This window comes from Amycolatopsis sp. NPDC048633 (assembly GCF_040650695.1).
Taxonomy (GTDB): domain Bacteria; phylum Actinomycetota; class Actinomycetes; order Mycobacteriales; family Pseudonocardiaceae; genus Amycolatopsis.
Map to the genome: position 1 here is coordinate 92,579 of NZ_JBEZHS010000018.1, position 20,765 is coordinate 113,343.

21 protein-coding genes are annotated in these 20,765 nt (G+C 72.5%); 11 read left to right on the forward strand and 10 right to left on the reverse strand.

All coding sequences use genetic code 11. The features are described 5' to 3' along the window. Positions 1-54: 54 nt before the first annotated feature. Together AB0C38_RS28590 and AB0C38_RS28595 are read left to right on the forward strand one after the other, a co-directional pair. Positions 55-735 carry a TetR/AcrR family transcriptional regulator gene (locus AB0C38_RS28590; protein ID WP_360678894.1) on the forward strand — a complete coding sequence of 227 codons (681 nt, stop codon included), beginning with the start codon at positions 55-57 and terminating at the stop codon, positions 733-735. A 79-nt stretch (positions 736-814) separates the two neighbouring features. Next, positions 815-1,813, forward strand: coding sequence for a TerC/Alx family metal homeostasis membrane protein (locus tag AB0C38_RS28595; protein ID WP_360678896.1), 999 nt, complete (start codon positions 815-817; stop codon positions 1,811-1,813). Here the strand turns inward: AB0C38_RS28595 and AB0C38_RS28600 are convergent. Continuing rightward, positions 1,793-2,209 (reverse strand): VOC family protein, encoded by a 417-nt coding sequence (locus AB0C38_RS28600; RefSeq protein WP_360678899.1) that lies wholly within the window; start codon positions 2,207-2,209, stop codon positions 1,793-1,795. The genes AB0C38_RS28595 and AB0C38_RS28600 overlap by 21 nt on opposite strands. Before the next feature lie 22 nt (positions 2,210-2,231). On the opposite strand from AB0C38_RS28600, the gene AB0C38_RS28605 reads away from it, so the two are divergent. After that, on the forward strand, positions 2,232-2,891 hold the full coding sequence (locus tag AB0C38_RS28605; protein WP_360678902.1) for a GntR family transcriptional regulator: 660 nt from the start codon (positions 2,232-2,234) through the stop codon (positions 2,889-2,891). Between the two features lie 43 nt (positions 2,892-2,934). Further along, the gene (locus AB0C38_RS28610; RefSeq protein WP_360678904.1) at positions 2,935-4,461 is read left to right on the forward strand and encodes an FAD-dependent monooxygenase; all 1,527 of its coding nucleotides are present in this window, start codon (positions 2,935-2,937) and stop codon (positions 4,459-4,461) included. A 371-nt stretch (positions 4,462-4,832) separates the two neighbouring features. Here AB0C38_RS28610 and AB0C38_RS28615 read toward each other — a convergent pair whose 3' ends face one another. After that, entirely contained in the window at positions 4,833-5,426 is a 594-nt protein-coding gene (locus AB0C38_RS28615) for a TetR/AcrR family transcriptional regulator (RefSeq protein ID WP_360678907.1), read from the reverse strand. Between the two features lie 57 nt (positions 5,427-5,483). On the opposite strand from AB0C38_RS28615, the gene AB0C38_RS28620 reads away from it, so the two are divergent. After that, positions 5,484-5,930 carry a nuclear transport factor 2 family protein gene (locus AB0C38_RS28620; RefSeq protein ID WP_360678909.1) on the forward strand — a complete coding sequence of 149 codons (447 nt, stop codon included), beginning with the start codon at positions 5,484-5,486 and terminating at the stop codon, positions 5,928-5,930. Then, positions 5,927-6,403, forward strand: a complete 477-nt coding sequence (locus AB0C38_RS28625) for a DUF3237 domain-containing protein (protein ID WP_360678912.1) — start codon at positions 5,927-5,929, stop codon at positions 6,401-6,403. Before AB0C38_RS28620 ends, AB0C38_RS28625 begins: the two co-directional genes overlap by 4 nt. A 1-nt stretch (position 6,404) precedes the next feature. On the opposite strand, the gene AB0C38_RS28630 is transcribed toward AB0C38_RS28625, so the two are convergent. From AB0C38_RS28630 to AB0C38_RS28650, 5 genes are all read right to left on the reverse strand, one after another. Then, positions 6,405-8,336 carry a DNA/RNA non-specific endonuclease gene (locus AB0C38_RS28630; RefSeq protein ID WP_360678915.1) on the reverse strand — a complete coding sequence of 644 codons (1,932 nt, stop codon included), beginning with the start codon at positions 8,334-8,336 and terminating at the stop codon, positions 6,405-6,407. A gap of 125 nt (positions 8,337-8,461) precedes the next feature. Continuing rightward, entirely contained in the window at positions 8,462-10,087 is a 1,626-nt protein-coding gene (locus tag AB0C38_RS28635; RefSeq protein ID WP_360678917.1) for a CocE/NonD family hydrolase, read from the reverse strand. After that, on the reverse strand, positions 10,084-10,686 hold the full coding sequence (locus AB0C38_RS28640) for a helix-turn-helix domain-containing protein (RefSeq protein ID WP_360678920.1): 603 nt from the start codon (positions 10,684-10,686) through the stop codon (positions 10,084-10,086). Before AB0C38_RS28640 ends, AB0C38_RS28635 begins: the two co-directional genes overlap by 4 nt. Positions 10,687-10,707: 21 nt before the next feature. Further along, positions 10,708-11,655 carry an RNA polymerase subunit sigma-70 gene (locus tag AB0C38_RS28645; RefSeq protein ID WP_360678923.1) on the reverse strand — a complete coding sequence of 316 codons (948 nt, stop codon included), beginning with the start codon at positions 11,653-11,655 and terminating at the stop codon, positions 10,708-10,710. 1 nt (position 11,656) lies between these two features. Continuing rightward, positions 11,657-12,553, reverse strand: coding sequence for an SDR family oxidoreductase (locus AB0C38_RS28650; RefSeq protein WP_360678926.1), 897 nt, complete (start codon positions 12,551-12,553; stop codon positions 11,657-11,659). A 77-nt stretch (positions 12,554-12,630) separates the two neighbouring features. Here AB0C38_RS28650 and AB0C38_RS28655 point away from each other — a divergent pair, with 77 nt between their 5' ends. Both AB0C38_RS28655 and AB0C38_RS28660 read left to right on the forward strand, forming a co-directional pair. Beyond that, a complete protein-coding gene (locus AB0C38_RS28655; RefSeq protein WP_360678929.1) occupies positions 12,631-13,635 on the forward strand; it encodes an alcohol dehydrogenase catalytic domain-containing protein in 1,005 nt (334 codons plus the stop codon). Between the two features lie 48 nt (positions 13,636-13,683). Then, the gene (locus AB0C38_RS28660; RefSeq protein WP_360678932.1) at positions 13,684-14,457 is read left to right on the forward strand and encodes a maleylpyruvate isomerase family mycothiol-dependent enzyme; all 774 of its coding nucleotides are present in this window, start codon (positions 13,684-13,686) and stop codon (positions 14,455-14,457) included. Between the two features lie 9 nt (positions 14,458-14,466). On the opposite strand, the gene AB0C38_RS28665 is transcribed toward AB0C38_RS28660, so the two are convergent. Beyond that, positions 14,467-16,023: an adenylate/guanylate cyclase domain-containing protein gene (locus tag AB0C38_RS28665; RefSeq protein WP_360678934.1), complete on the reverse strand. Its 1,557-nt coding sequence runs from the start codon at positions 16,021-16,023 to the stop codon at positions 14,467-14,469. A gap of 86 nt (positions 16,024-16,109) precedes the next feature. Then, the gene (locus tag AB0C38_RS28670) at positions 16,110-16,865 is read right to left on the reverse strand and encodes a sulfite exporter TauE/SafE family protein (RefSeq protein ID WP_360678937.1); all 756 of its coding nucleotides are present in this window, start codon (positions 16,863-16,865) and stop codon (positions 16,110-16,112) included. A gap of 86 nt (positions 16,866-16,951) precedes the next feature. On the opposite strand from AB0C38_RS28670, the gene AB0C38_RS28675 reads away from it, so the two are divergent. The 3 genes from AB0C38_RS28675 to AB0C38_RS28685 all read left to right on the forward strand — a co-directional run bounded on the left by AB0C38_RS28675 (position 16,952) and on the right by AB0C38_RS28685 (position 20,153). After that, positions 16,952-17,716 carry a helix-turn-helix transcriptional regulator gene (locus AB0C38_RS28675; protein WP_360678940.1) on the forward strand — a complete coding sequence of 255 codons (765 nt, stop codon included), beginning with the start codon at positions 16,952-16,954 and terminating at the stop codon, positions 17,714-17,716. Between the two features lie 81 nt (positions 17,717-17,797). After that, positions 17,798-18,703, forward strand: a complete 906-nt coding sequence (locus AB0C38_RS28680) for a diiron oxygenase (protein WP_360678942.1) — start codon at positions 17,798-17,800, stop codon at positions 18,701-18,703. Between the two features lie 4 nt (positions 18,704-18,707). Beyond that, entirely contained in the window at positions 18,708-20,153 is a 1,446-nt protein-coding gene (locus tag AB0C38_RS28685) for an FAD-dependent oxidoreductase (RefSeq protein WP_360678945.1), read from the forward strand. Positions 20,154-20,226: 73 nt separating this feature from the next. On the opposite strand, the gene AB0C38_RS28690 is transcribed toward AB0C38_RS28685, so the two are convergent. Further along, positions 20,227-20,763 (reverse strand): pyridoxamine 5'-phosphate oxidase family protein, encoded by a 537-nt coding sequence (locus AB0C38_RS28690; protein WP_360678948.1) that lies wholly within the window; start codon positions 20,761-20,763, stop codon positions 20,227-20,229. Positions 20,764-20,765: the final 2 nt, after the last annotated feature.

Sequence of the window (20,765 nt, forward strand, 5' to 3'; positions counted from 1 at the left end):
AGTAAGAGGTACGGCATCGTACGGCACAGCGGGCCCGCCGGTACACTCCGGCCGATGACATCGACGGACACCCCGCGGCCGCCCGACGGCCGGGCCGCGCGGTGGGCCGGCCAGCGCGATCGGCGTCGCCGCGAGTTCGTCGAGGCGGGCCTGCGCGCGATCGCGCGGTACGGGCCCGACGTGTCCACCGAGCAGATCGCCGACGAAGCCGGCGTCGCGCGCACGCGCCTCTACCGGCACTTCGACGGCGCCGCCGACCTGCAGCAGGCGATCGCCGGCCGGGTCGCGGAGCTGATCACCGCGGAGTTCGCGCCGCTGTGGAACCCGAGCGGCACGCCGATGGAGCTGATCCGCACGGCGATCGGCGCGCACACCCGCTGGCTGGCCGAGCACGGACCGCTCTACCGCTACCTGACCAAGCACGCGCTGACCGGCACCCGCGACGTCTTCGCCGACGGCAAGACCGCCATCGCGCGCCAGCTGACCGTGGTGTTCGAGCACTACCTCGGACTGTTCGGAGTGGACACCCGCGTCTGCGAAGCGGTCGCCTTCGGGCTGGTCGGCTTGGTCGAGTCGAGCACGTCGCGCTGGCTGGAGAACCCGCGCGACGTCGACCGCGCCGAGCTGGCCGCGCTGCTGGCGCGCTGGGTCTGGCGGATCGTCGACGACACCTTGCGCGCCGGTGGCCTCGAGCTCGACCCGCACGCCGAGCTGGCGGCCCTCGCCCTGCCTTGATCCGTCCACTGTGGACTTATGGTGCGCGTTTGCGTTTCTGCCCCTACGATCGCGGCAGACACGGGAGCGGGGGGAGCGGATGGGCGTCGGCACCTGGCTGGTCACCATCGGCGTCGTGCTGGCGCTGCTCGCGGTCGACCTCGTGCTCGCCGCGCTCCGGCCGCACCGGGTCGGGTTCGCGGAGGCCGTCGCGTGGTCGGTGGGCTACATCCTCGTCGCGGTGGCGTTCGGCGTCTGGCTGACGCTGGCCCACGGCGGTGAGCTCGGCACCGAGTACTTCGCCGGCTACATCGTCGAGAAGAGCCTGTCGGTCGACAACCTGTTCGTGTTCGTGATCATCATGACGACGTTCGCCGTCCCGGAGGAGCACCAGCACAAGGTGCTCACGTTCGGGATCATCCTCGCGCTCGTGATGCGGGGGATCTTCATCGTCCTCGGCGCGACGCTCCTCGCGCTGTTCTCGTTCATGTTCCTGCTCTTCGGGCTGCTGCTGATCTACACCGGCGTGCAGCTGTTCCGGCACCGCGACGCCGACCCCGACATCGAGCACAACGTGGTGGTCCGGGTGGCCCGGCGGGTGCTGCCGGTCTCCGACGCCTACGACGGCGGCCGGCTGCTCACCCGGGTCTCGGGCCGCCGGGTGGTGACGCCACTCGTGGTCGTCCTGGTCGCGATCGGCGGTGTCGACCTCCTGTTCGCCCTCGACTCGATCCCGGCGGTCTTCGGCGTCACCGAAGAGCCCTTCATCGTGTTCGCCGCGAACGCGTTCGCGCTGCTCGGCTTGCGTGCCCTGTACTTCCTGGTGAAGGGCCTGCTCGACCGGCTCGTGTACCTCTCGGCCGGGCTCGCGGTGATCCTCGCGTTCATCGGGGTGAAGCTGATCCTGCACTGGGCGCACGTCGACATCGACCCGCGCGTCCCGGAGATCGCCACGCCGGTGAGCCTCGCGGTGATCATCGGCGTGCTGGCCCTCGTGACGGTCGCCAGCCTGGTGAAGACCCGGCGCGATCCGGCCGCGAAGGCGCACCCGGGATCGTTGCGGGCCTCGTCAGGGTCATCAGACAGCGAAGACCTGTGAGTCGTCGGCGAAGGCCTTGAACTCCAGCGCGTTGCCGGCGGGGTCGAGCAGGAACATCGTCCACTGCTCGCCGGCCTGGCCTTCGAAGCGGACGTACGGCTCGATCACGAACTCCGTCCCGGCCGCCCGCAGCCGCTCGGCGAGCGCCTTGAACTGCTCGACCTCGAGGATCAGGCCGAAGTGCGGCACCGGCACGTCGTGGCCGTCGACGGGGTTGTGGACGCGCTGCGGCCGGCCCGGCGCCAGGTGTGTCACGAACTGGTGGCCGTGCAGGTTCCAGTCGACCCACGTGCTGGCGCTGCGGCCCTGCGCGAGGCCGAGGACTTCGCCGTAGAAGTGGCGGGCGGCGGCCAGGTCGTCGACCGGCATGGCGAGGTGGAAGCGAGGGATCGTCATGTCTGAATGTTAACATTGCGACATGAGTGCTCAAGTGGCTCCCGCCCGCCGGCGCGGGCTCGCCGACGAGGTCGCCGACCGCATCCGGGACGCGATCTTCGGCGGGGCGTACGCGCCGGGAAGCCAGCTGCGCGAAGTGGAGCTGGCGGAGGCGCTCGGTGTCAGCCGCGGCCCGGTGCGGGAGGCGCTGCTCAAGCTGGAGCGCGAAGGGCTCGTCCGCGGTGAATGGCACCGGGGCACCATGGTGACCTCACTGTCCGAAGTGGACGTCGCCGAGCTGGACAGCCTGCGGGCGGCGCTGGAGCAGCTCGCCGTCGGACTGGTGATCGACCGCGCCCCCGACCTGGAGGCGGTCGACGCCGCCGTGGCGCGCATGGAACGGGCGGCCGACGAGCACGAGATGGTCCGCCGCGACCTCGAATTCCACGACGCGATCTACGCGGCCGCCGGCCATCGCCGCCTGGGTGAGGCCTGGCAGGCGATCCGCTCGCAGGTCCACCTGTTCCTGCTGACCCGCATCGGCGTCGAGACCGAGGGGTACCTGGCGGGCATCCCGGCGGAACACCGGCAGCTCGCGGACGCGCTGCGGGCCCGCGACCGGGAAGCGGCGCTCGAGCTCTTCGCCACGCACCGGCAGCACGCGTTCGACATCCTGCGTGGCGCGGGGCGAAGTCCCGGCTGAGCGGCGGCTGGTCGTCTTGGTTCTCGGTTGGAGGGGTGGGGAGATGGACTTCGACGTGGTGGTGGCCGGCGGCGGCCCGGTGGGCCTGCTGCTGGCGGGCGAGCTCCGGCTGGGCGGCGCCCGGGTGCTGGTCCTGGAACGCGAGCCGGAAACGCCGCGGGCGCGGTTCGGGTCGATGGGGGCGCGGGCGCTCAACACGCCGTCGGTGCACGCGCTGCACCTGCGTGGCCTGCTGTCCGCCGTCGAGCGGGCCGCGGCGATGTGGGTCGGCCCGAACTCGGTGCCGCCGCCCGGAGCCCCGGCGGGGGAGTCCTTCGCCGGGCACTTCGCGGGGATCGGCATCCGGGCCGACCGGCTGCGGCCGCCGGATGCCGAGTTCCTCGGCGCGGGCGTCGTCAGCCAAGCCGACCTGGAGGCGATCTTCCTTGCGTGGGCGGGCGCCGAGGTGCGGCGCGGCGTCGCGCTGACCGGGTTCGACGCGGACGACGGCGGCGTGACTGTCCACACCGGACAGGGCGAGTTCCGGACCGGTTGGCTGGTGGGCGCCGACGGCGGGCGCAGCACCGTGCGCCGCCTGGCCGGGTTCGCCTTCCCGGGCGTGGATCCCGTGTTCACCGGCCGGCAGGCGGTGGTGGACCTCGACGCGCCGGAGAAGCTCGTCGCGGGAGGCTGGCAGCACGGCGAGAACGGCTCGTACGTGCTCGGCGGCTGGGCGGACGGCGACGGGCCGCCCCGGGTGCACACGGTCGAGTACGAGGTGTCCGCCGACCGGGACACCCCGGTCACGGCCGAGGAGATGCAGGCGAGCCTGCGGCGGGTCAGCGGCACCGACGTCGCGGTGACGCGCGTGCACGTCGCCACGCGGTACGCGGACACGACCCGGCAAGCTTCGACCTACCGGCGAGGCCGTGTGCTGCTCTGCGGCGACGCCGCGCACGTGCACTCGCCCGCGGGCGGGCAGGGCCTCAACCTGGGGCTGGGCGACGCGGTCAACCTGGGCTGGAAGCTCGCGCTCGTCGCGCGCGGGCTGGCGCCGGAGTCCCTTGTGGACACCTACAGCCCCGAACGGCACCCGATCGGCGAGTGGGTGCAGCGGTGGAGCCTGGCGCAGACGGCGCTGAGCGCCCCGCGCGGTCCCCGGGCGGAGGCGTTGCGCGGGGTGATGGCCGACCTGCTCGACACCCCGGACGGAGCAACCCACGTGGTTTCGAGCATCGCCGGTGATTGGCAGCACTACCCCCTCCCGGGCGACTTCCCCTTGATCGGCCACCGGGTACCGGATCTGGCTCTGGACGACGGAACGACCCTGGCGGGCCACTTCCGCGACGGCCGCGCGGTGGTGCTGGACGCAGGCGCGGCAGCGGCGACGGTGGCAGCGGAGTGGGGTCGCAGGGTGCACGTGGTGACGGCGCGGCCGCTGGCGTTCCCGGACCAGCAACTGGCGGCTTTGGTGCGGCCGGACGGGTATTTGGCCTGGGCTTCGGTGGGTGAGCTGGACGAGCGGGGGCTACGCGAGGCGATGACAACCTGGCTCGGCCCACGGAGTCAGCCGCCGACCCGGATGCCATGAAAGGGTCTTTCACCGCGCCAGATGAGGTGAACGACCCTTTCATGACATCGCGTTGCCAGCTCGCCAGACGGGGTTCGGTGTCGCGAATGAGTCATTGGGGACGTCTGGCGCCCCGAATGAGTCATTCGCGACGCTCGGATCGCGGGGTAGGTGAGGGGCGACCGTGGCGGAGGGGTCGGGCGGGTGGACCAAGACTTGCCGGCCTCTGGAACCAGACGCCATGAAAGGGTCGTTCATCGCGCCAGACGCGATGAAAGGGTCGTTCATGATGCTTGGCCCACGGAGTAGGGCGCCGGTCCGGATGTCATGAAAGGGTCGTTCACTGCGCCGGGCGCGATGAAAGGGTCGTTCATGACGTTCCGCCAGCCAAGTCAGCCGCCGAGGAGTTGGGTGACGGTCCGCCGCACCTTCTCTGCCGCTCCCGCGTCACCCAGCCGCATCGCCGTGTTGGCCGCCGTCAGTACCGCGTCCAGCTGGAAGGCCGTCAAGTCCGGGTCCAGCGCCCGGATCTCGCCCGCCGTCACCGCCCGCGACACCCGGCCCGCGAGATGCGCCAGCCACGCGGAGTGCTGGCCCAGCAGAACCTCCCGTACCGGACCCGGGCGGCTGTCGAAGTCCGGGAGCGTCGCCGACCAGAAACAGCCTCCCGCGAACAACGGCGTCTCCGCGTACGTGATCCAGTGCTCGATCAACGCCCGCAGCCGGGCGGCTCCGTCGGCCACCTCTTCGGCCGGCAGCAGGACCGCTGCCGTGAACTCCGCCTGTGCCGCCTCCGCCGCGGCCAGCTGGAGGTTCTCCTTGGTGCGGAACAGCGTCTGGATCCCGCTCTTGCTCAGCTCCAGCTCGGTCGCGAGCCGCCCCAGGCTCAGGCCCGTCAGCCCCTCCACCGACGCGATGTCGACCGCGCGGCGCGCGATCCGCTGCCGGGTCCGGGTGCCGCGCGCCAGCCGTTGATCTTCGGTCACCGCTCCATCCTGGCACAGCTCTTGCTCAAAGCATACGACCGATCGTATGTTTAGTTCATGAACGAACACCGGATGATCGAGCTGGTCACGGCCCTGGCTGTCGCGAAGAGCCGCCAGGACGTGCCGGCCGCGCTGCGGCTGTTCCACCCCGACGTCGTGTTGGAAGCGCCGCCCTTCGGCGTCACAGCGCGCGGCCGAGGAGAAAATGAACAGGCGCTCACCACGTTCTTCGCCTCGTTCCCGGACTACGCCGTGACCCTCGACGGCCACGCGCGCACCGGCGGCACGCTCGTGTGCTGGGGCACCGCCCGGCTGACCATGATCGGCGGCTGGCTCGGCCTGGCGCCGCACGGCCGGTCCGTCGAGCTGCCGGTGGTCCTGCGGTTCACCTTCGCCGGCGACCGCATCGCGAGCGAGCACTTCTCCTTCGACCTCGCGACGCTGTGCACCCGGTCCGGCGTCTCCACCGACGCCGTCGTCGAACGCCTCGGGAGGGCCGCGTGAAAGACCCGCGCATCAAGGACGTCGGCGACGTCCGCACCGAGCACCTCTTCGACCTCGTCGTCGACCTCGACGACCCGCTGCCGATCGGGCCCCGCGTCCTCTTCGGCGCCGCCGGGGGCACGTTCGACGGTCCGCGGCTGCGCGGCGAAGTCGTCCGCGGCGGTGGAGACTGGGCGCAGTTCCGCAAGGACGGCACGATGACCCTCGACGTCCGGCTGACCCTGCGCACCCACGACGGCGCCCTCGTCCACCTGAGCTACGGCGGCCGCTGGGTGATTCCGGCCGACCTGCGTGACGCCGTCGCCGACCCGCGGCGCAGGCACGAGGTCGACCCCGCCGGCTACTACTTCCGCACCAACCCGCTCTTCGAAACCGGCTCGCCGGACTACGCCTGGCTCAACGACGTCGTGGGCGTCGGCTCGGGCTACCTCGTCGACGGCGGGATCGCCTACCGGGTGGCGGAAGTCCGCTGAATCAGAGCACGAGGTCGTCGAGTGCCCGGATCTCCTTGGCTTCGCTCGTCGATTCGAGGCCGGTCAGCGGGTCGGCGTCGGGGAGGGCGCCGAACGACAGCCCGGTGAGCGTCTCGATCCGGCGCACCGGCACCTGGTACGTGCGGTAGGCGCCGTAGCTGAACTCGCCCGCGACCTCCAGGCCGTGGATGAGCTCCTCCTGGCTCAGCAGGTACGCCGTCGCCGACAGCGTGCCGCCCGCCTTGACCATCGCGACGACCTTCCAGAACTGCCGCGGCAGCCGGACACCGCGGTAGTGGTCGTCGTCCTCGGCGAGCACCGGGCCGGTCACCACGCTGACCTTCAGGTCGGCGTTGTCGGCGTTGTTCAGCACGTAGTCCTCGAGCCCGGCCCACGTGGTCTTGTTCTGGTTGAAGTCCTTGTGCTGCGGCGAGCAGTTCGTGAAGTGGAACGTGTCGTCGTTGCCGAGCTGCGCGATCGCGGCCGTCGCGCCCCACGCCGGGTCGAGGCGGCGGACCAGGTGCCCGCGGTCGAGCGGGTTGGCCCGGTAGATCTCCTCGCCAACCTGCTCGCCGGCGTCGACACGCGGGTCGAGCGACCAGCGGTCCGGGTCGCGGCGCAGCGACCGGCTGGTGCGCCCGTCGATGTTGACGGCCGTGAAGAAGGCCAGGCGCCGCACCTTGTTCATGACGACGCTGAAGTGGTGGTACGGCAGGACGTACCGCGGCTCGCCCGCCGCCTGCCGGTTGGTCGCCGCCACTGCAACGAGCGCCTCGGGCAGCGTCGGCAGCGGCACGGTGTGCCCGGGGAGGAAGTCCGGGTCGTAGCCCGCGCGGTTCGAGTAGTCCGGGTCGATCACGACGGCCTCCGGGGCGGCGCGCAGCCGGATGTCGACCGGCATCGTCAGCGTGAGCACCTGCGGGGCGCCGCCGGGAACCGGCTGGGCCGGTGCGTCGCGCTCGGGCCGGGTCGAGAGCCGGTCGAGCAGGCCTTGCTGCGCCAGCGTGAACTGCTGTCCGCGTAAGAATTCCAGCAGCCGGCTGACGCGGATTCCTTCGTTGAGGAAACCGCCGTACTCCGCGTGCCCCTCGGCCGGGACGCTGGCGTGGTGCAGCGCCACGACCTCCCACTGGTCGTTGAACACCGGCGAGCCCGACGACCCGGGTTCGGTGTCGGTTTCGTAGTGCAGGAACTTCTCGAGGACGTCGACGATCCGGTTCTCCCGCAGCGCCACCTGTTTCTTTCCCCCACGCGGGTGCTGGATGATGGTGACGAAGTCGCCGACGATCGCCTTGCCCTCGCTGCCGATCAACCGGTTGAACCCGAAGGGACGCAGTTCGTCGCCGGTCGCTTTGACGGCGACGAGCGCGAAGTCGAGGGCCTCGTCGGCGACGAAGAAGCGGTCCGGGTCGAGCCCGAACGCCCGCACCGGCCGGGGCAGGCCGTCGACGCCGTCCTGGTAGTCGAACTCGACGACGCTGGACCCGGCGGTCGCGGCGTCCGGCAGCACGTGGTGGTTGGTGAGCATCAGGTCGGGGGAGACCATCGACCCGGTGCCGTAGCCGGTGAGCCGGCCGCGGCCGTCGCGGATGTTGACCCGGCCGATCGCGGCCGAAGCCGTGACGCCGCCTTCGAGGTAACCCACGCCGAGCAGGTCGTCGGTGAGGACGATCCGTTCGAGGATGATCCCCGCGTCCGCCATCGCTTTCGGGTCACCGGCCGCGATCGCCGCCGGGTTCACCGGCCGGACGTCGGGGTAGTAGCGGCCGAGCCGGTCGATCCGGGTGGCGACGCGGCTGGGCTCGTCGGCCTCCGCGATCCCGCCGGGCTTGCGCAGCAAGGCGATCTTCGCCCGCCGCTGCCCGGTGCGTTCGGCGGCGCGCGCGGCCGCCGCTCGGTCCTGTTCGGACTGTCGGTCCGTCGTCACGTCCACGATGCCTCCCCGGCGGCCGGAAACACCGCGTTAGTCGCGCGGCCCGGGAATGCGTTACAGAATCACGGCCGAACCGCCGGAAATTCTTTTTCACGCCGTCCGGAATTGTTTTCCCGCCATTCCGGCTAATGCTGAAAATAACGCACCGGGAGGACGACCGCCGAAGCGGTGACCGGGCCGTGGTGGACCTCCTGGTCCGCGGCGCGCAGGGTGGTCGCGGTGGCGTGGGGCTCGCCGGTGCCGGGGTTGCGGGCGTACCGCGGGAACGCGCCGCTGGACACCTGGACCCGGATGCGGCGCCCGCGCCGGAACCGGTGCGCCGTCGGCCACAGCCGCACGGTGACGGCGGCGAGTTCATCGGCAGCGGTCAGGCTGGTGAGACCGTCGCAGACGTTGACCGAACGGCCGTCCGGGTCGACGTCGCAGAGCCGGACGAAGACGTCGGCGAAGGGCAGGCTGCTGTGGAACCAGATCTCCGCGCTCACGTCCCCGACGACTTCGACGTCTTCGTCGAGCACGGCCGTGGTGTAGGTGAGGACGTCGGCGCGGGCTTCCACGGCCGCGTTGTCGACGCGGCCGGCGTCCGGGGCCATGCGCACCCCGCCGGCCGCGGGCGTCGGGTCCGCCGGGTCGTAGCGGTAGCGGTCGGGCTCCGACTCGCCGGGCGCGTCCGCGGCCAGCACGCCGCCGGGCTGGAGGTGGAACCGTTGGGGCGCATAGCCTTCCGGCGGCCAGGAGGCGAAGTCGCGCCAGGCTTCCTCGCCCATGACGAACAACCGGACGGGCGCGCGCTCCGGCGGTTCCTCGCCGCGGGCGTGCGCGAGCCCGAACTCGAGGGCTTCCCGGACCGTGAGGCTTGCGCCGGCGAGCAGGTCGGGCCGGCCGGCGTGGGTCCACGGCCCGACCGTCAGCCGGGGACGCCGTCCCGCGTCCTGCAGCGTCCGGAAGTCGCGCAGCTGGCCGGGCAGGAAGATGTCGTACCAGCCGCCGATCGAGCTCACCGGCACCGTGACGTCCGCGACGCGCGACCGGTGGTCGACGTCCGCCCAACGCGGGTGGTTTTCGTTGTGCGCCAGGACATCCTGGATGTAGTCGGAGCGGTGGCCGATGGCGACGACATCCGCCTGCGCGAGCGGAAGCGTGTTCAGCGCCCGCCTTAGCTTCTTCGCCTGGCCGCGTTGCCGGAGCAGCGCGAACCGGCGTTCCTGGACGGCGACCTGGACGCCCCAGCCGAACGGCGTCTCGAGGGAAAGACCGTCCTCCCGCAGGAACTCCAGCGTCAGGCCGGACTCGGTGACGTGCGGGATCATCGCCTTGACCTGCGGCGGCACGCGATCGGCGACCGCCCACTGGACGTAGCCGAGGTAGCTGGCGCCGACGAGCACCATCGCGTCGCCGAACCAGGGCTGCCGGACGACCCAGTCGAGCGTCGCGGCGCCGTCTTCGCGCTCCTGCCGCAGCGGGTCGAAGACGCCGCCGGAGCCGAAGCCGCCGCGGGTGCTCTGGATCAGCACCTGGACGCCGCGTTCGGCCAAGGGCCGGGCGAAGAGTGCGCCGAACGGGCCCTTCCGGCCGTAGGGACTGCGGACCAGGGCGGTGGGCAGGCCGTCCCCGCCCGCGCGCGGTGCCCACCGGTCGGCGAGGAGCTCGGCGCCGTCGGGCATCGGCACTCGCAGGTCGCGCTGGACGACCAGCTTCCGGGTCGCCGGGGCGGGCAGCTTCAGCAGGCGCTCGAAGAGACGGCTGATCACCGGCCGGCCTCCTTCGTGATCATCGAGGTGACGACCGAGCGGATCCGCAGCAGCCGGTCGGTGAACTCGCCCGCGTCGAGCGGGTCCGGCCCGTCGACGACCCAGGCGTTGACGACCGCGCCGGCCCCGCCGGTCAGGAACGTGGCCAGGTCTTCGATCCCCTGCGGGTCGAGGACGTCGCCGAGCGTGCGGCCGAGGTGGCGCCGGTTGAGCGGGAGGAACAGGCCGGTCAGCGCCTCGGTGAACGCGTACGCGGACGCTCCGGTCAGCAGGGCGCGGTAGAAGCGCCGGTGCGCGGCGAAGTGCCGGGCCAGCGCCAGGATCGCCGCTCGTTCGTCGTCGGGGAACTCGGGTGGCCCGGTGAGCAGCTCGCGCCGGACCAGGTCCTGCGCGGCCTCGAGCACGAGCGAGTCGCGGTCGCCGAACTGCTGGTAGAGCACCTGCCGGCTGACGTCCGCCGCCTCGGCGATCTCGGAAACCGCGACGGCGGCGGAGTCCCGTTCGGAGACCAGCTCGACGGCGGCCCGCATCAACGCCGCGCGCGACCGGCGCACCCGCCGGTCCTTGACGGGAGCTTCGGTCGTCCAGTCGGCCCGCATGCCCACGATAATGGACAGGTGTCAAGAAAAAGGCAAGTGTTCGGTAACGGCCTCCGGAAGTCCGAACAGCGGGAAGAGGGCCGGGTCGAGGAAGGTGTACAAGGCGGTGATGCGGCCGCCCGCGGTCGTCAGCGCGTGGATCGCGAACGCGTGGTGGCCCGGGCCGCCCCGATCGCGCCGGTACTGTCCTAGCCCGGCGCCGCCGTTGACCTCCAGCGGCACGAGCAGCGCGCCTTCGCACTCGGCGCGCCGCGAGCGGAACCAGGCCGCGATCGACGCGGGCCCGATCAGGGTGATGTCGTAGGGCGGCATCGACAACGTCGCCTCGTCGTGGAGCAACGCCACCAGCGCGCCGATGTCGAACCGCTCGAACGCGTCGACGTAACGGGCGAGCAGGGCGCGGTCGTCGCCGGACAGCGGCGCCGGAGCCGGCGCGGGCAGCGCGGCGCGAGCACGCTTGAGCACCGCGTTGACGGCGTCTTCCGTCGTGTCCAGCAGCTCGGCGACCTCCTTCGCCCGCCACCGCAGCACGTCCCGCAACAGCAGCACCGCGCGCTGCCGCGGCGAGAGCACCTGCAGGGCGGCGACGAACGCGAGCCGGACCGACTCGCGCTCCACCGCCACCCGGGCCGGGTCGAGGACCCAGTGGTCCGGGACCGGCTCGACCCAGGTCTCCCGGGGGTGGGCCGGCCCCAGCTCGTCCGTGACGTCCGTGGGCAGCGCCCGCCGTCGCGCGCCCTTCAGCGCGTCCAGGCAGACGCGGGTGGCGATCGTGAAGAGCCACGTCCGCAGGGCCGCCCGGCCGGCGAACCGGTCGAGCCCGCGCCAGGCGCGGACCAGCGTCTCCTGCACGGCGTCGTCGGCGTCGAAGGCCGAACCCAGCATCCGGTAGCAGTACCCGGCGAGCTCCTGGCGCAAGGGGCCGAGCTGCTCCTCGAACGCGGCCCGGCCCGGCATGGCGGTCAGCATGTCACGCCGGCTGCCAGCCGGAAGCCCACAAGTGGGATGGTGGCGCCTCGCCTCGGAACACCGCCGCGTGCCGGTTCGCGAACTCTGCGAAGGTCGTGGGCCGCACGCCGAACCGCTCGTGCGTGCCGAGGTCCACGCGGGACTCGTCGGCGCCCGTCCGCCGCTCGGCGAACAGCTCGTCCATCGCGTCGGCGAAGAAGACGGGGATCCCGGCGGCGAGCAGTTCCTCCCGTTTGCCGGCCGGGTCGGCGTCGACGTAGCGGACCGGCCGGCCGGTGACGGCGGCGATCCGCTCGGCGATTTCGGTCATCGTCAGCGCTTCGGGCCCGGTCATCTCGTACCGCCCGCCGTCCTCGCCTTCGCCGCGCAGCAGGGCGACCGCGACCCGCGCGATGTCGCCGACGTCGACCGGCGCCAGCTTCGCCTCGCCCATCGGCAGGTTCAGGACGCCGTCGCGGCGGATCGACGGCACCTCGCGGAAGTACACCGGCATGAACTGGCTCGGCCGCAACACCGACCACGCGAGCCCGGAACTCGCCAGGTACCGCTCGATTTCGGCGTGCATCCGCGCGAACCGGAACCCGGAGCCGTCGTGGCACCCGCGGCCGGACATCTTCACGACGTGCCCCACCCCGGCGCGCTTCGCGGCGTCGATGAACGTCTGCTGCGTCTCGACGAGCCGTTCGTCGGCCGAGGAGATCAGCAGGGCCCGCTCGACGCCGTCGAAGACGCCGGGTGGCGGGTCGAGCAGGTCGCCGGTCATCACTTCGACGCCGGCCGGGAAGCCGGCCGCCTTCGCGCGGTCCCGTACCAGGGCCCGTACCGGCAGTTCCTGCGCCACGCAGGCGCCGAGCACCGCGGACCCGGTCAGCCCGGTCGCCCCTGTCACCAAGATCATGGGTTTTCCTCTCGTCCCCCACTTGGACTTCGGGGCCGCGCAAAACCGGTCGCGGCGGCGGATGCGACCATGCGGCCATGTCTTCGACGATGCGGGCCTTCGTGCTCACCGGGCCGCGAGAAGGGGCCGTGCAAGAGGTCCCGGTGCCGCGAGCCGTCGCGGGTGAGGTCGTCGTCGACGTCGAACGCGCCGGGGTCTGCGGCACCGACGTCGAGTTCTTCACCGGTGAGATGGCGTACCTGCACCAGGGGCACTCCGCCTACCCGATGCGGCTGGGGCACGAGTGGGCCGGCACGGTTTCCGCCGTGGGGGAGGGCGTCGACCCCGGCTGGCTCGGGCGGCGGGTCATGGGCGACACCATGCTGGGCGACCGGACCTGCCGCCGCTGCCGCCGGGGCCACCAGCACACCTGCGAGAACCGCCAAGAGGTCGGGATCCGCGGTGGCCGCCCCGGCGCGCTGGCCGAACAGCTCGCCGTTCCCGCCTGGTCGCTGCACGCGCTGCCCGATGCGGTCGACGCCGTGCTCGGCGCGCTCGTCGAACCGGGCGGCAACGCGTTGCGCGCGGCCCGGGCAGCCGACGCCGGAGCCGGCGACCGGGTCCTCGTGCTCGGCCCGGGCACGATCGGGCTGCTGACGGCGATGTTCCTGCGGGCCGCGGGTGCCGAGGTGCACCTGATGGGCGTGGCCGGCGGCGGCTTCGCCCGCGGCCTCGGCTTCGAGCACGTCTGGACCCGCGACACGCTCCCGGACCTGCCGTTCGACGCGGTCGTGGACGCCACCGGCGCCGCGGACCTGCCCGCGCTGGCCGTGGACCTTGTGGAACCGGCCGGCCGGGTCGTCTACATCGGGCTGTCCGGCCGCCCCAGCGACCTCGACACCCGCGAGCTGGTGCTGAAGGACGTCACGGCCGTCGGCGTCCTCTCCGCGTCCCCGGGGCTGGCCGACACGATCGCCGCGTACGGCAGCGGGGCCGTCGACCCGCGGCCGCTCGTCGCCGCGACGGTCGGGCTCGACGAGGTGGGTGCGGTGCTGGCGGGGGAGTACCCGGGCCCGAAGGTCCACGTCGACCCGCGGCGCTAGGCCGGAAACCCCTGGCCGGCCGCCGGAACACGGTGATAGACAGCCGCAGTGCACACCACACTGGACTTCCCCGGCCTGCTGCGCCTGATCGACGAACGCTCGACGGTCTTCCGCGCCGCGGTCGCCGCCGCACCCAGCCTCGAGGTCCAGGTCCCGACCTGCCCCGAGTGGACACTGTTCGACCTGGTGCGGCACCTGGGCGAGGGACGCCGCGCCTGGGTGGCCACCATCGCCGCCGGGCCGGACGCCACGGCCAAGTCCGCACCGCCGGCCGAACCCGCCCCGCCTCGGGAGCGCGAGGCTCTGCTGACCTGGTCGGAGGCGTCGACGCGGGACCTGCTGGACGCGCTGCGGGAGGCCGGGCCGGAGCGCGGTTGCTGGGCGTGGTGGGGCAAGTCGCAGTCGCCGCTTACCTGCGCTGCCGTCGCCCGGCGTCAGCTCCACGAGATCGCGGTGCACACCTACGACGCCCAGGTCACGGTGGGCGCGCCCCAGCCGCTGCCGGCCGAGGTAGCCCTCGACGGAGTCGAGGAGTTCCTGTCCACCTTCTGCACGACGACGGTCGCCTGGCCGCACGAGCCCGCCACCGCCGACTACCACGCCACCGAGGGCCGCTCCTGGCGCAACTCGCTCTCGGCCGACGGCGCACGGGCCGCCCGCCTGCCCACCCCCGCCGACGAGAAGCCGGCCGACGCCTCCGCCCGCGGCACCGCCCATGAGCTGGTCCTCGCCTTTTACGGCCGGATCCCGCTGGACTCCCTCGAGCTCGACGGCGACCGGAATCTCTTCGACCAGCTCGTGGACTGGGACCCGGAGCGGTAGGACAAGCGGCTAGCGGGGCGAGGCCAGCGTCGTCGGGCGGCTGCGGCCGCGCAGGGTGACGTCCTCGGTCGCCCGCCACCGGCTCGCTTCCTCCTCCGCGGCGGCCTCGACGGCCGTCCACGAAGCCAGCAGGCGGCCCGGTGCGTTCTTCGCCAGCTCGGTCAGCCGGGCGGCTTCGTTGACCGGGTCGCCGATCACCGTGTACTCGAACCGGCGCGGGTCGCCGACGTTGCCCGCGACCGCGTCGCCGGTCGCCACGCCGATGCCGGCCGGCCCGTCCGGGACCTCGAGCGCCAGGCGGCGGGCGATCGCGCGGCCGGCGGCCAGCGCGCACGTCGCGTGGTCGCCGAGCGGGGCCGGCGCCCCGAAGACAGCCAGCGCGGCGTCGCCGACGAACTTGTTGAGCAGCCCGTGGTGCCGGTCGACTTCGTCGACCACCACCGTGAAGAACCGGTTGAGCAGGCCGACGACCTCCTCGGGCGGGCGGCTCGCGGCCAGCGCCGTCGACCCGACCAGGTCGACGAACAGCACCGACACCGTGCGCACCGAACCGCCGAGCTCTGTGCTGTTTTCGGACGTGCGCATGGCCTCGACGGCGACCTCGTGCCCGACGTGCCTGCCGAACAGGTCGCGCATCCGTTCCCGCTCGGCCAGCCCGGCCGCCATGTCGTTGAACCCGGCCTGCAGCAGGCCCAGCTCGGTGCCGTCGTAGACCGGGATCTCGACGGCGAAGTCGCCGGCCCGGACGCGGCCCAGCGCGTCCCGCACCGACGTGATCGGGTTGACGACCGCGCGGGCGGTGAACACGGTGACCAGCAGGCCGAAGCAGAGCACGACCAGGCCGAGCGCGATCACCGACACGGCGAGCTTCGTCGTCGAGACGTCGCCGCGCACCCAGGCCAGTACCGCCGTGACGACCAGCCCGGCCACCGGCACCCCGGTGCCCAGGCACCAGAACAGCAGCATCCGCAGGTTGACGCCGCCGCTGACCGGACGCGGCGGCGCGGTTCCGTCGAGGGCCCGCGCCGCGTACGGCCGCAGCGCGAACTCGCCGAAGAGGTAGGCGATCGCGCACACCACGACGCTCGCGAACGCGACGACGAGGAACACCGTCAGCGCGACGGCGGGCTGTTCGAGCACGGCCAGCGCAGCGAACACCACCGTCGCCACGCCCCACAGGACGGCCTGCATGAGCGTGAGACGCAGGGGGACGCGCAGGCTGGCGACGCGTTCGGCGTAGCTCGGGCGGCGCCCTTCGGCCGCCCAGCGCAGCGTCCGCAGTGCCCCGCGGGTCCCCCAGAGCGTGCCGGCCAGGACCGCCGACACGACGTAGACCGGCACCGCGACGGCGGTGACGCGCACCAGGTCGCCGGACATGCCCGGGGCCGGTATGAGCAGGGCCGCGAGCCCGACGACCACCAGCGCGCCGATCACGTTCGTGGCGATCAGGGTGGCGGTCAGCAGGCGCTGGACGCGCCGGCGCAATACGGTGACGTCCTGGTCGAGGGGCCCGAGCAGCCCGGAGCCGAACGGCCCGGACCGGGGTGAGTCGCTTCGTGGGTGCACCGGTTCCTGCCGTTCGACGCGATTGAGTGAACGAATGTACACCGAAGCGCGGGCGATCGGCGAGCCGGTTCACGCCGACGAGTGGTTCACATCAGGACCGTCACCAGAGCCGCGCCGAGCAGGGCAAGGTAGGCGACGGCGTGGGCCCGGTCCGGGATGGCCGGCGGCCACCGCCGCAGCACCGCGATCGTCGGCAGGGACCCGGCGAGCAGCAGGCCCGCCGCCACCGGGTCGATGGCCGTGGGGCCCGGAGCGGCCAGGTAGACGGCCGTGGCCACCGCGGCGACGGGCAGGCTCAGCGGGTTGGCCAGCGCGGTGGCCTCGCTCATCGGCAGGCCGCGGCGGCGCAGCAGCGGCACGGTCAGCACACTGCCCCCGACCCCGAGGAACGCCGCGACCGCACCGATCCCGACGCCGCCGGCCGACGCGGTCACACGGCCCAGCGGGCGGGGCGGCCCGCCGGTCAGGAAACCCCGTCGCACCAGGCTGTCCACGATGGTCAGCGCGAGGTACGCGGCGAACAAGGCGTGCAGCACACCGTCCGCGACGCTCGTCGCGGCCAGCGCGCCGACGCCCGCGCCGAGCGCGATGAACCCGCCCAGTGGCCAGACGTATTCGCCGCGCAGCCGGCCGGCCCGCGCCACGGTGACCGTCGCGCCGAGCGAGTTGACCAGCATCACCGCGGCGGACGTCCCGACCGCGACGTGCATCGCGTCCGGCCCGCGGGCCGCGACGGCGTAGACCACCGGCACAGTCACGAATCCGCCGCCGAAACCGAAGAGCGCGGTCGTCACGCCGGAGAGGATCCCGAGTCCGAAAAGGATGGTGAAGGTGATCGGCACGTGGCTCGACGTTACCGCGTGGACCGATGGCGGGCATTCGCCGATCTGCCAACTTCTTTCGAGTTCCGGCCACCTAGAATCGGACCGTGCGCAACGTCCCCATCGACACCGTCGACGACCTCGACCGCGACGTCGTGGCCATCGGCACCGACTACCCGCCCGGCCACGTCCTCGCCGAGCACCGGCACCGGCGGGCCCAGGTGCTCTACGGCGTCACCGGCTCGATGCGGGTCGACACCGCCGACGGCGCGTGGACGGTCCCGCCGCAGCGGGCAGTGCTGATCCCGGCGGGAGTTCCGCACGCCGTGCGGATGGACGGGGTGAGCACGCGCAGTCTTTACGTCGAACCGCTTGCGGTGCCGTGGTTCCCGGCCCGCTGCCGGGTCGTCGAGGTGACGCCGCTGCTGCGCGAGCTGCTCCGCGAAGCCGTCGACGTCGAACCGCGGTACGCGGCGCGCGGGCGGGACGCGGCGGTGCTGCAGCTGGCCCTGCACGAACTGCGCCGGGCCGCGCCGCTGCCGCTCGACCTGCCGCTGCCCGCGGACCCGGCGTTGCGCCGCCTGTGCCAGGACTTCCTCGCGGCGCCCCGGATCGACGTCCGGCCGTCCGCGTGGGCCGCGCGCCTGCACGTCGGCGAGCGGACACTGCACCGGCGGTTCCGCGCCGAGACGGGGCTCGCGCTCGCGTCGTGGCGGCGCCGGGCCTGCGTGCTGCACGCGTTGCCGCTGCTGGCGGCGGGTACCCCGGTGGCCGAGGTCGCGGCCGTCCTCGGGTACGCCGGGCCCGGTGCGTTCACGACGATGTTCCATGGCCTGCTCGGCGTCCCGCCCAGCGAATTCCGCGGCCGTTGAGCCGACGGGTGTGCACTGGACCGGGTATGTGTTACGGTTGGTAACAGTGAACTTGGGTAACACCTGACGAGGAGGTCGGCGATGACCAGCATCAGCGAACGCGAAGCGGGAACGGACCGCGAGACGACCGCGCGGCGGCTGCTGGACTCGTCGGAGCAGCTCTCCTACGACCCGGTCAAGGAGGTCGACTGGGAGACGCCGCTGGACACGGACTACCACGGCGCGAGCCCTGAGTGGAGCACGCTCTACGGCACGTCCTACTGGGCGGACATGACGCCGGCGCAGCAGCGCGAGCTGACCCGCCAGGAGGCGGCGTCGGTGGCCAGCACCGGGATCTGGTTCGAGATGATCCTGCAGCAGATGATCCTGCGGGACTTCTACGCGAAGGACCCGACCGACCCCGCGTTCCAGTGGGCGCTGACCGAGATCGCCGACGAGTGCCGGCACTCGATCATGTTCGCCCGCGGCGCGGCCAAGCTGCGCGCGCCCGCCTACCGGCCGCGCCGGTTCGTCGTCGAGGCCGGCCGGATCTTCAAGGCGACCGCGAGCGGGGAAGCCGCCTACGCGGCGATCCTGGTGGCCGAAGAGGTCCTCGACGTCATGCAGCGCGACTGGATGCGCGACGAGCGCGTCGTCCCGTTCGTGCGCACCATCAACAACATCCACGTCGTCGAAGAGTCACGCCACATGAAGTTCGCGCGTGAAGAGACCCGCCAGCGGCTCGAGGGCGCCGGCTGGGTGCGGCGGCAGGTCAACGCGCTGGTCGTCGCGATCGCGTCCTACGTCATCGTCGGCAGCATGGTGAACGCCAAGGTCTACGAGAACGCCGGGCTCGACGGCGAGCGCGGGCGGCGCGAGGCGAAGGCCAACGAGCACCACAAGTCGATGCTGCGCTCGAGCTGCTCCGGGCTGATGGAGTTCCTGCACTCCGCCGGGCTGCTGACCAAGCCGGCGCTGTGGTTCTACAAGCGCGCGAACCTCATCTGACGCCATGGCTTTCGCGATCACGCAGACCTGCTGCGCCGACGCCTCCTGCGTGTCGGTGTGCCCGGTCAACTGCATCCACCCGACGCCGGACGAGCCGGACTTCGGCCGGACCGAGATGCTCTACGTCGACCCGGCCACCTGCATCGACTGCGGTGCCTGCGCCGACGCCTGCCCGGTCGACGCGATCTTCCCGGCCGGCGACCTGACCGGGCCGCTGAAGGTCTACGAGGAGATCAACGCGGAGTACTACGCGGGGCGGGACGTCCTCGCCGAGGCCACCGTCGCCCCGAACTTCCACCGCTGGTCCTCGCCGGAGTTCGGCCGCGTGCTGCCGAGCGACTTCGCGCCCCTGGACGTCGCGGTCGTCGGCACGGGCCCGGCGGGCATGTACGCCGTCGAGGACCTGTTGCTGCACACGGGATCCCGGGTCACGCTGATCGACCGGCTGGCGACGGCCGGCGGCCTGATCCGCTACGGCGTCGCGCCCGACCACCCGTCGACGAAGAAGATCGGCGAGACGTTCGCCCGCTTCCACGACCACCCCCGGCTGCGGCTGCGGCTCGGGACCGAAGCCGGTCCCGAGCTGGCCGAACGGCACGACGCAGTCATCTACGCGGTCGGGGCCACGGAGGCCCGCCGCCTGGGTGTCCCGGGCGAGGACCTACCGGGCAGCCTGCCCGCGGCCACGGTGGTGAACTGGTACAACGGCCACCCGGACATCGCGCCGTCCGCCGTGGACCTCTCGGCCGAGCGGGTGGTCGTGGTGGGAACCGGCAACGTCGCCCTCGACATCGCCCGGATCCTGACGGCCGAGCCGGAGTCCCTGGTCGGTACTTCCGTTGCTCCGGCGGCCTTGGCCCGGCTGCGGTCGAGCAAGGTGCGCGAAGTCGTGGTGCTGGCCCGGCGCGGGCCCGAGGACGCCGCGTACACCCGATCGGAACTGCTGGCGCTGGCCGCGCGCGGCAACCTCGTCGTGGACGTGCACGATCCGCGGGTCGGTGCGGCGATCGACGGGGGGCACGAGAAGGCCGCTTGGTTGCGGGATCTGCCGCGGGAGACGGTGGACTGGTCGTCTCCGCCCGTTGCCGGGCGGCGGGTCGTGCTGCGGTTCCACTCCTCCCCGGTCGCGTTCACGGGCGACAGCGAGGTCCGGGGCGTCCGCGTGACCGGCGACGTCGAGATCACCGCCGGACGCGTCGTCCGGGCGGCCGGGTTCCGCGGCGCCCCGGTGCCGGGCCTGCCGTTCGACGAGGCCACCGGGACGGTCCCGAACACGGCCGGCCGGGTCGCGCCGGGCACCTATGTGGCGGGGTGGATCAAGCGCGGGCCGTCGGGCGGGATCGGTGCGAACAAGGCGTGCGCCCGCGAGACGGTCGGAGCGCTGCTGGAGGACGCGGTCGCCGGCCGGCTGCGCACCCGGCGGCGTGGCCGCGTCTTCGGCCGGGCTTGAGCTTGCACGTCATGAAAGGGTCGTTCACCACGCCCGGCGCGGTGAACGACCCTTTCATGGCGTCTGGTGCCGGTCAGCGGGCCGCGGGGGCCTGGCTGGTGTGGGTGAACTCCACTGTGGACAGCATCGACTCGTCCGTCCTCGAGCGCTTGCGGCCGAAGGCGAGCACCTTCGCCGGCTCGACCGCGAACACCACCGCGTCGTGCTCGCCCTGCCGGAGCGTTTCGTCGGTCGCCTCGTAGACCCAGCTGCCGTCCCACTTGGCCAGCCAGGCTTCGGCGAGCCGTGCCAGCTTGGCCCGGCCGGTGACGCGCTCGGCGACGCCTTCGACCATCACGTCCAGGGCGTCGTCCCACGAGTCGCGGCCCGTGGTCAGCACGACGTTCGGGTTCGCCAGCAGGTTGAGGTACTTCTGCTCGGTTTCGCCGGTCGAAAAGTGCAGGGCGCCGTCGAGCCAGATCGCGACCAGCGGGGTCACGTGCGGCCGGCCGTCGGCCCGCACCGTCGTGAGCCAGCTGATCTGCGCCGCTTCCAGCGCTTGCACGGTTTCGGCCCAGGCGGTGGCCTCGGTGCCGGGGTCGCTGAACCGTTCGTCGAGCCGGGTTTCCATGG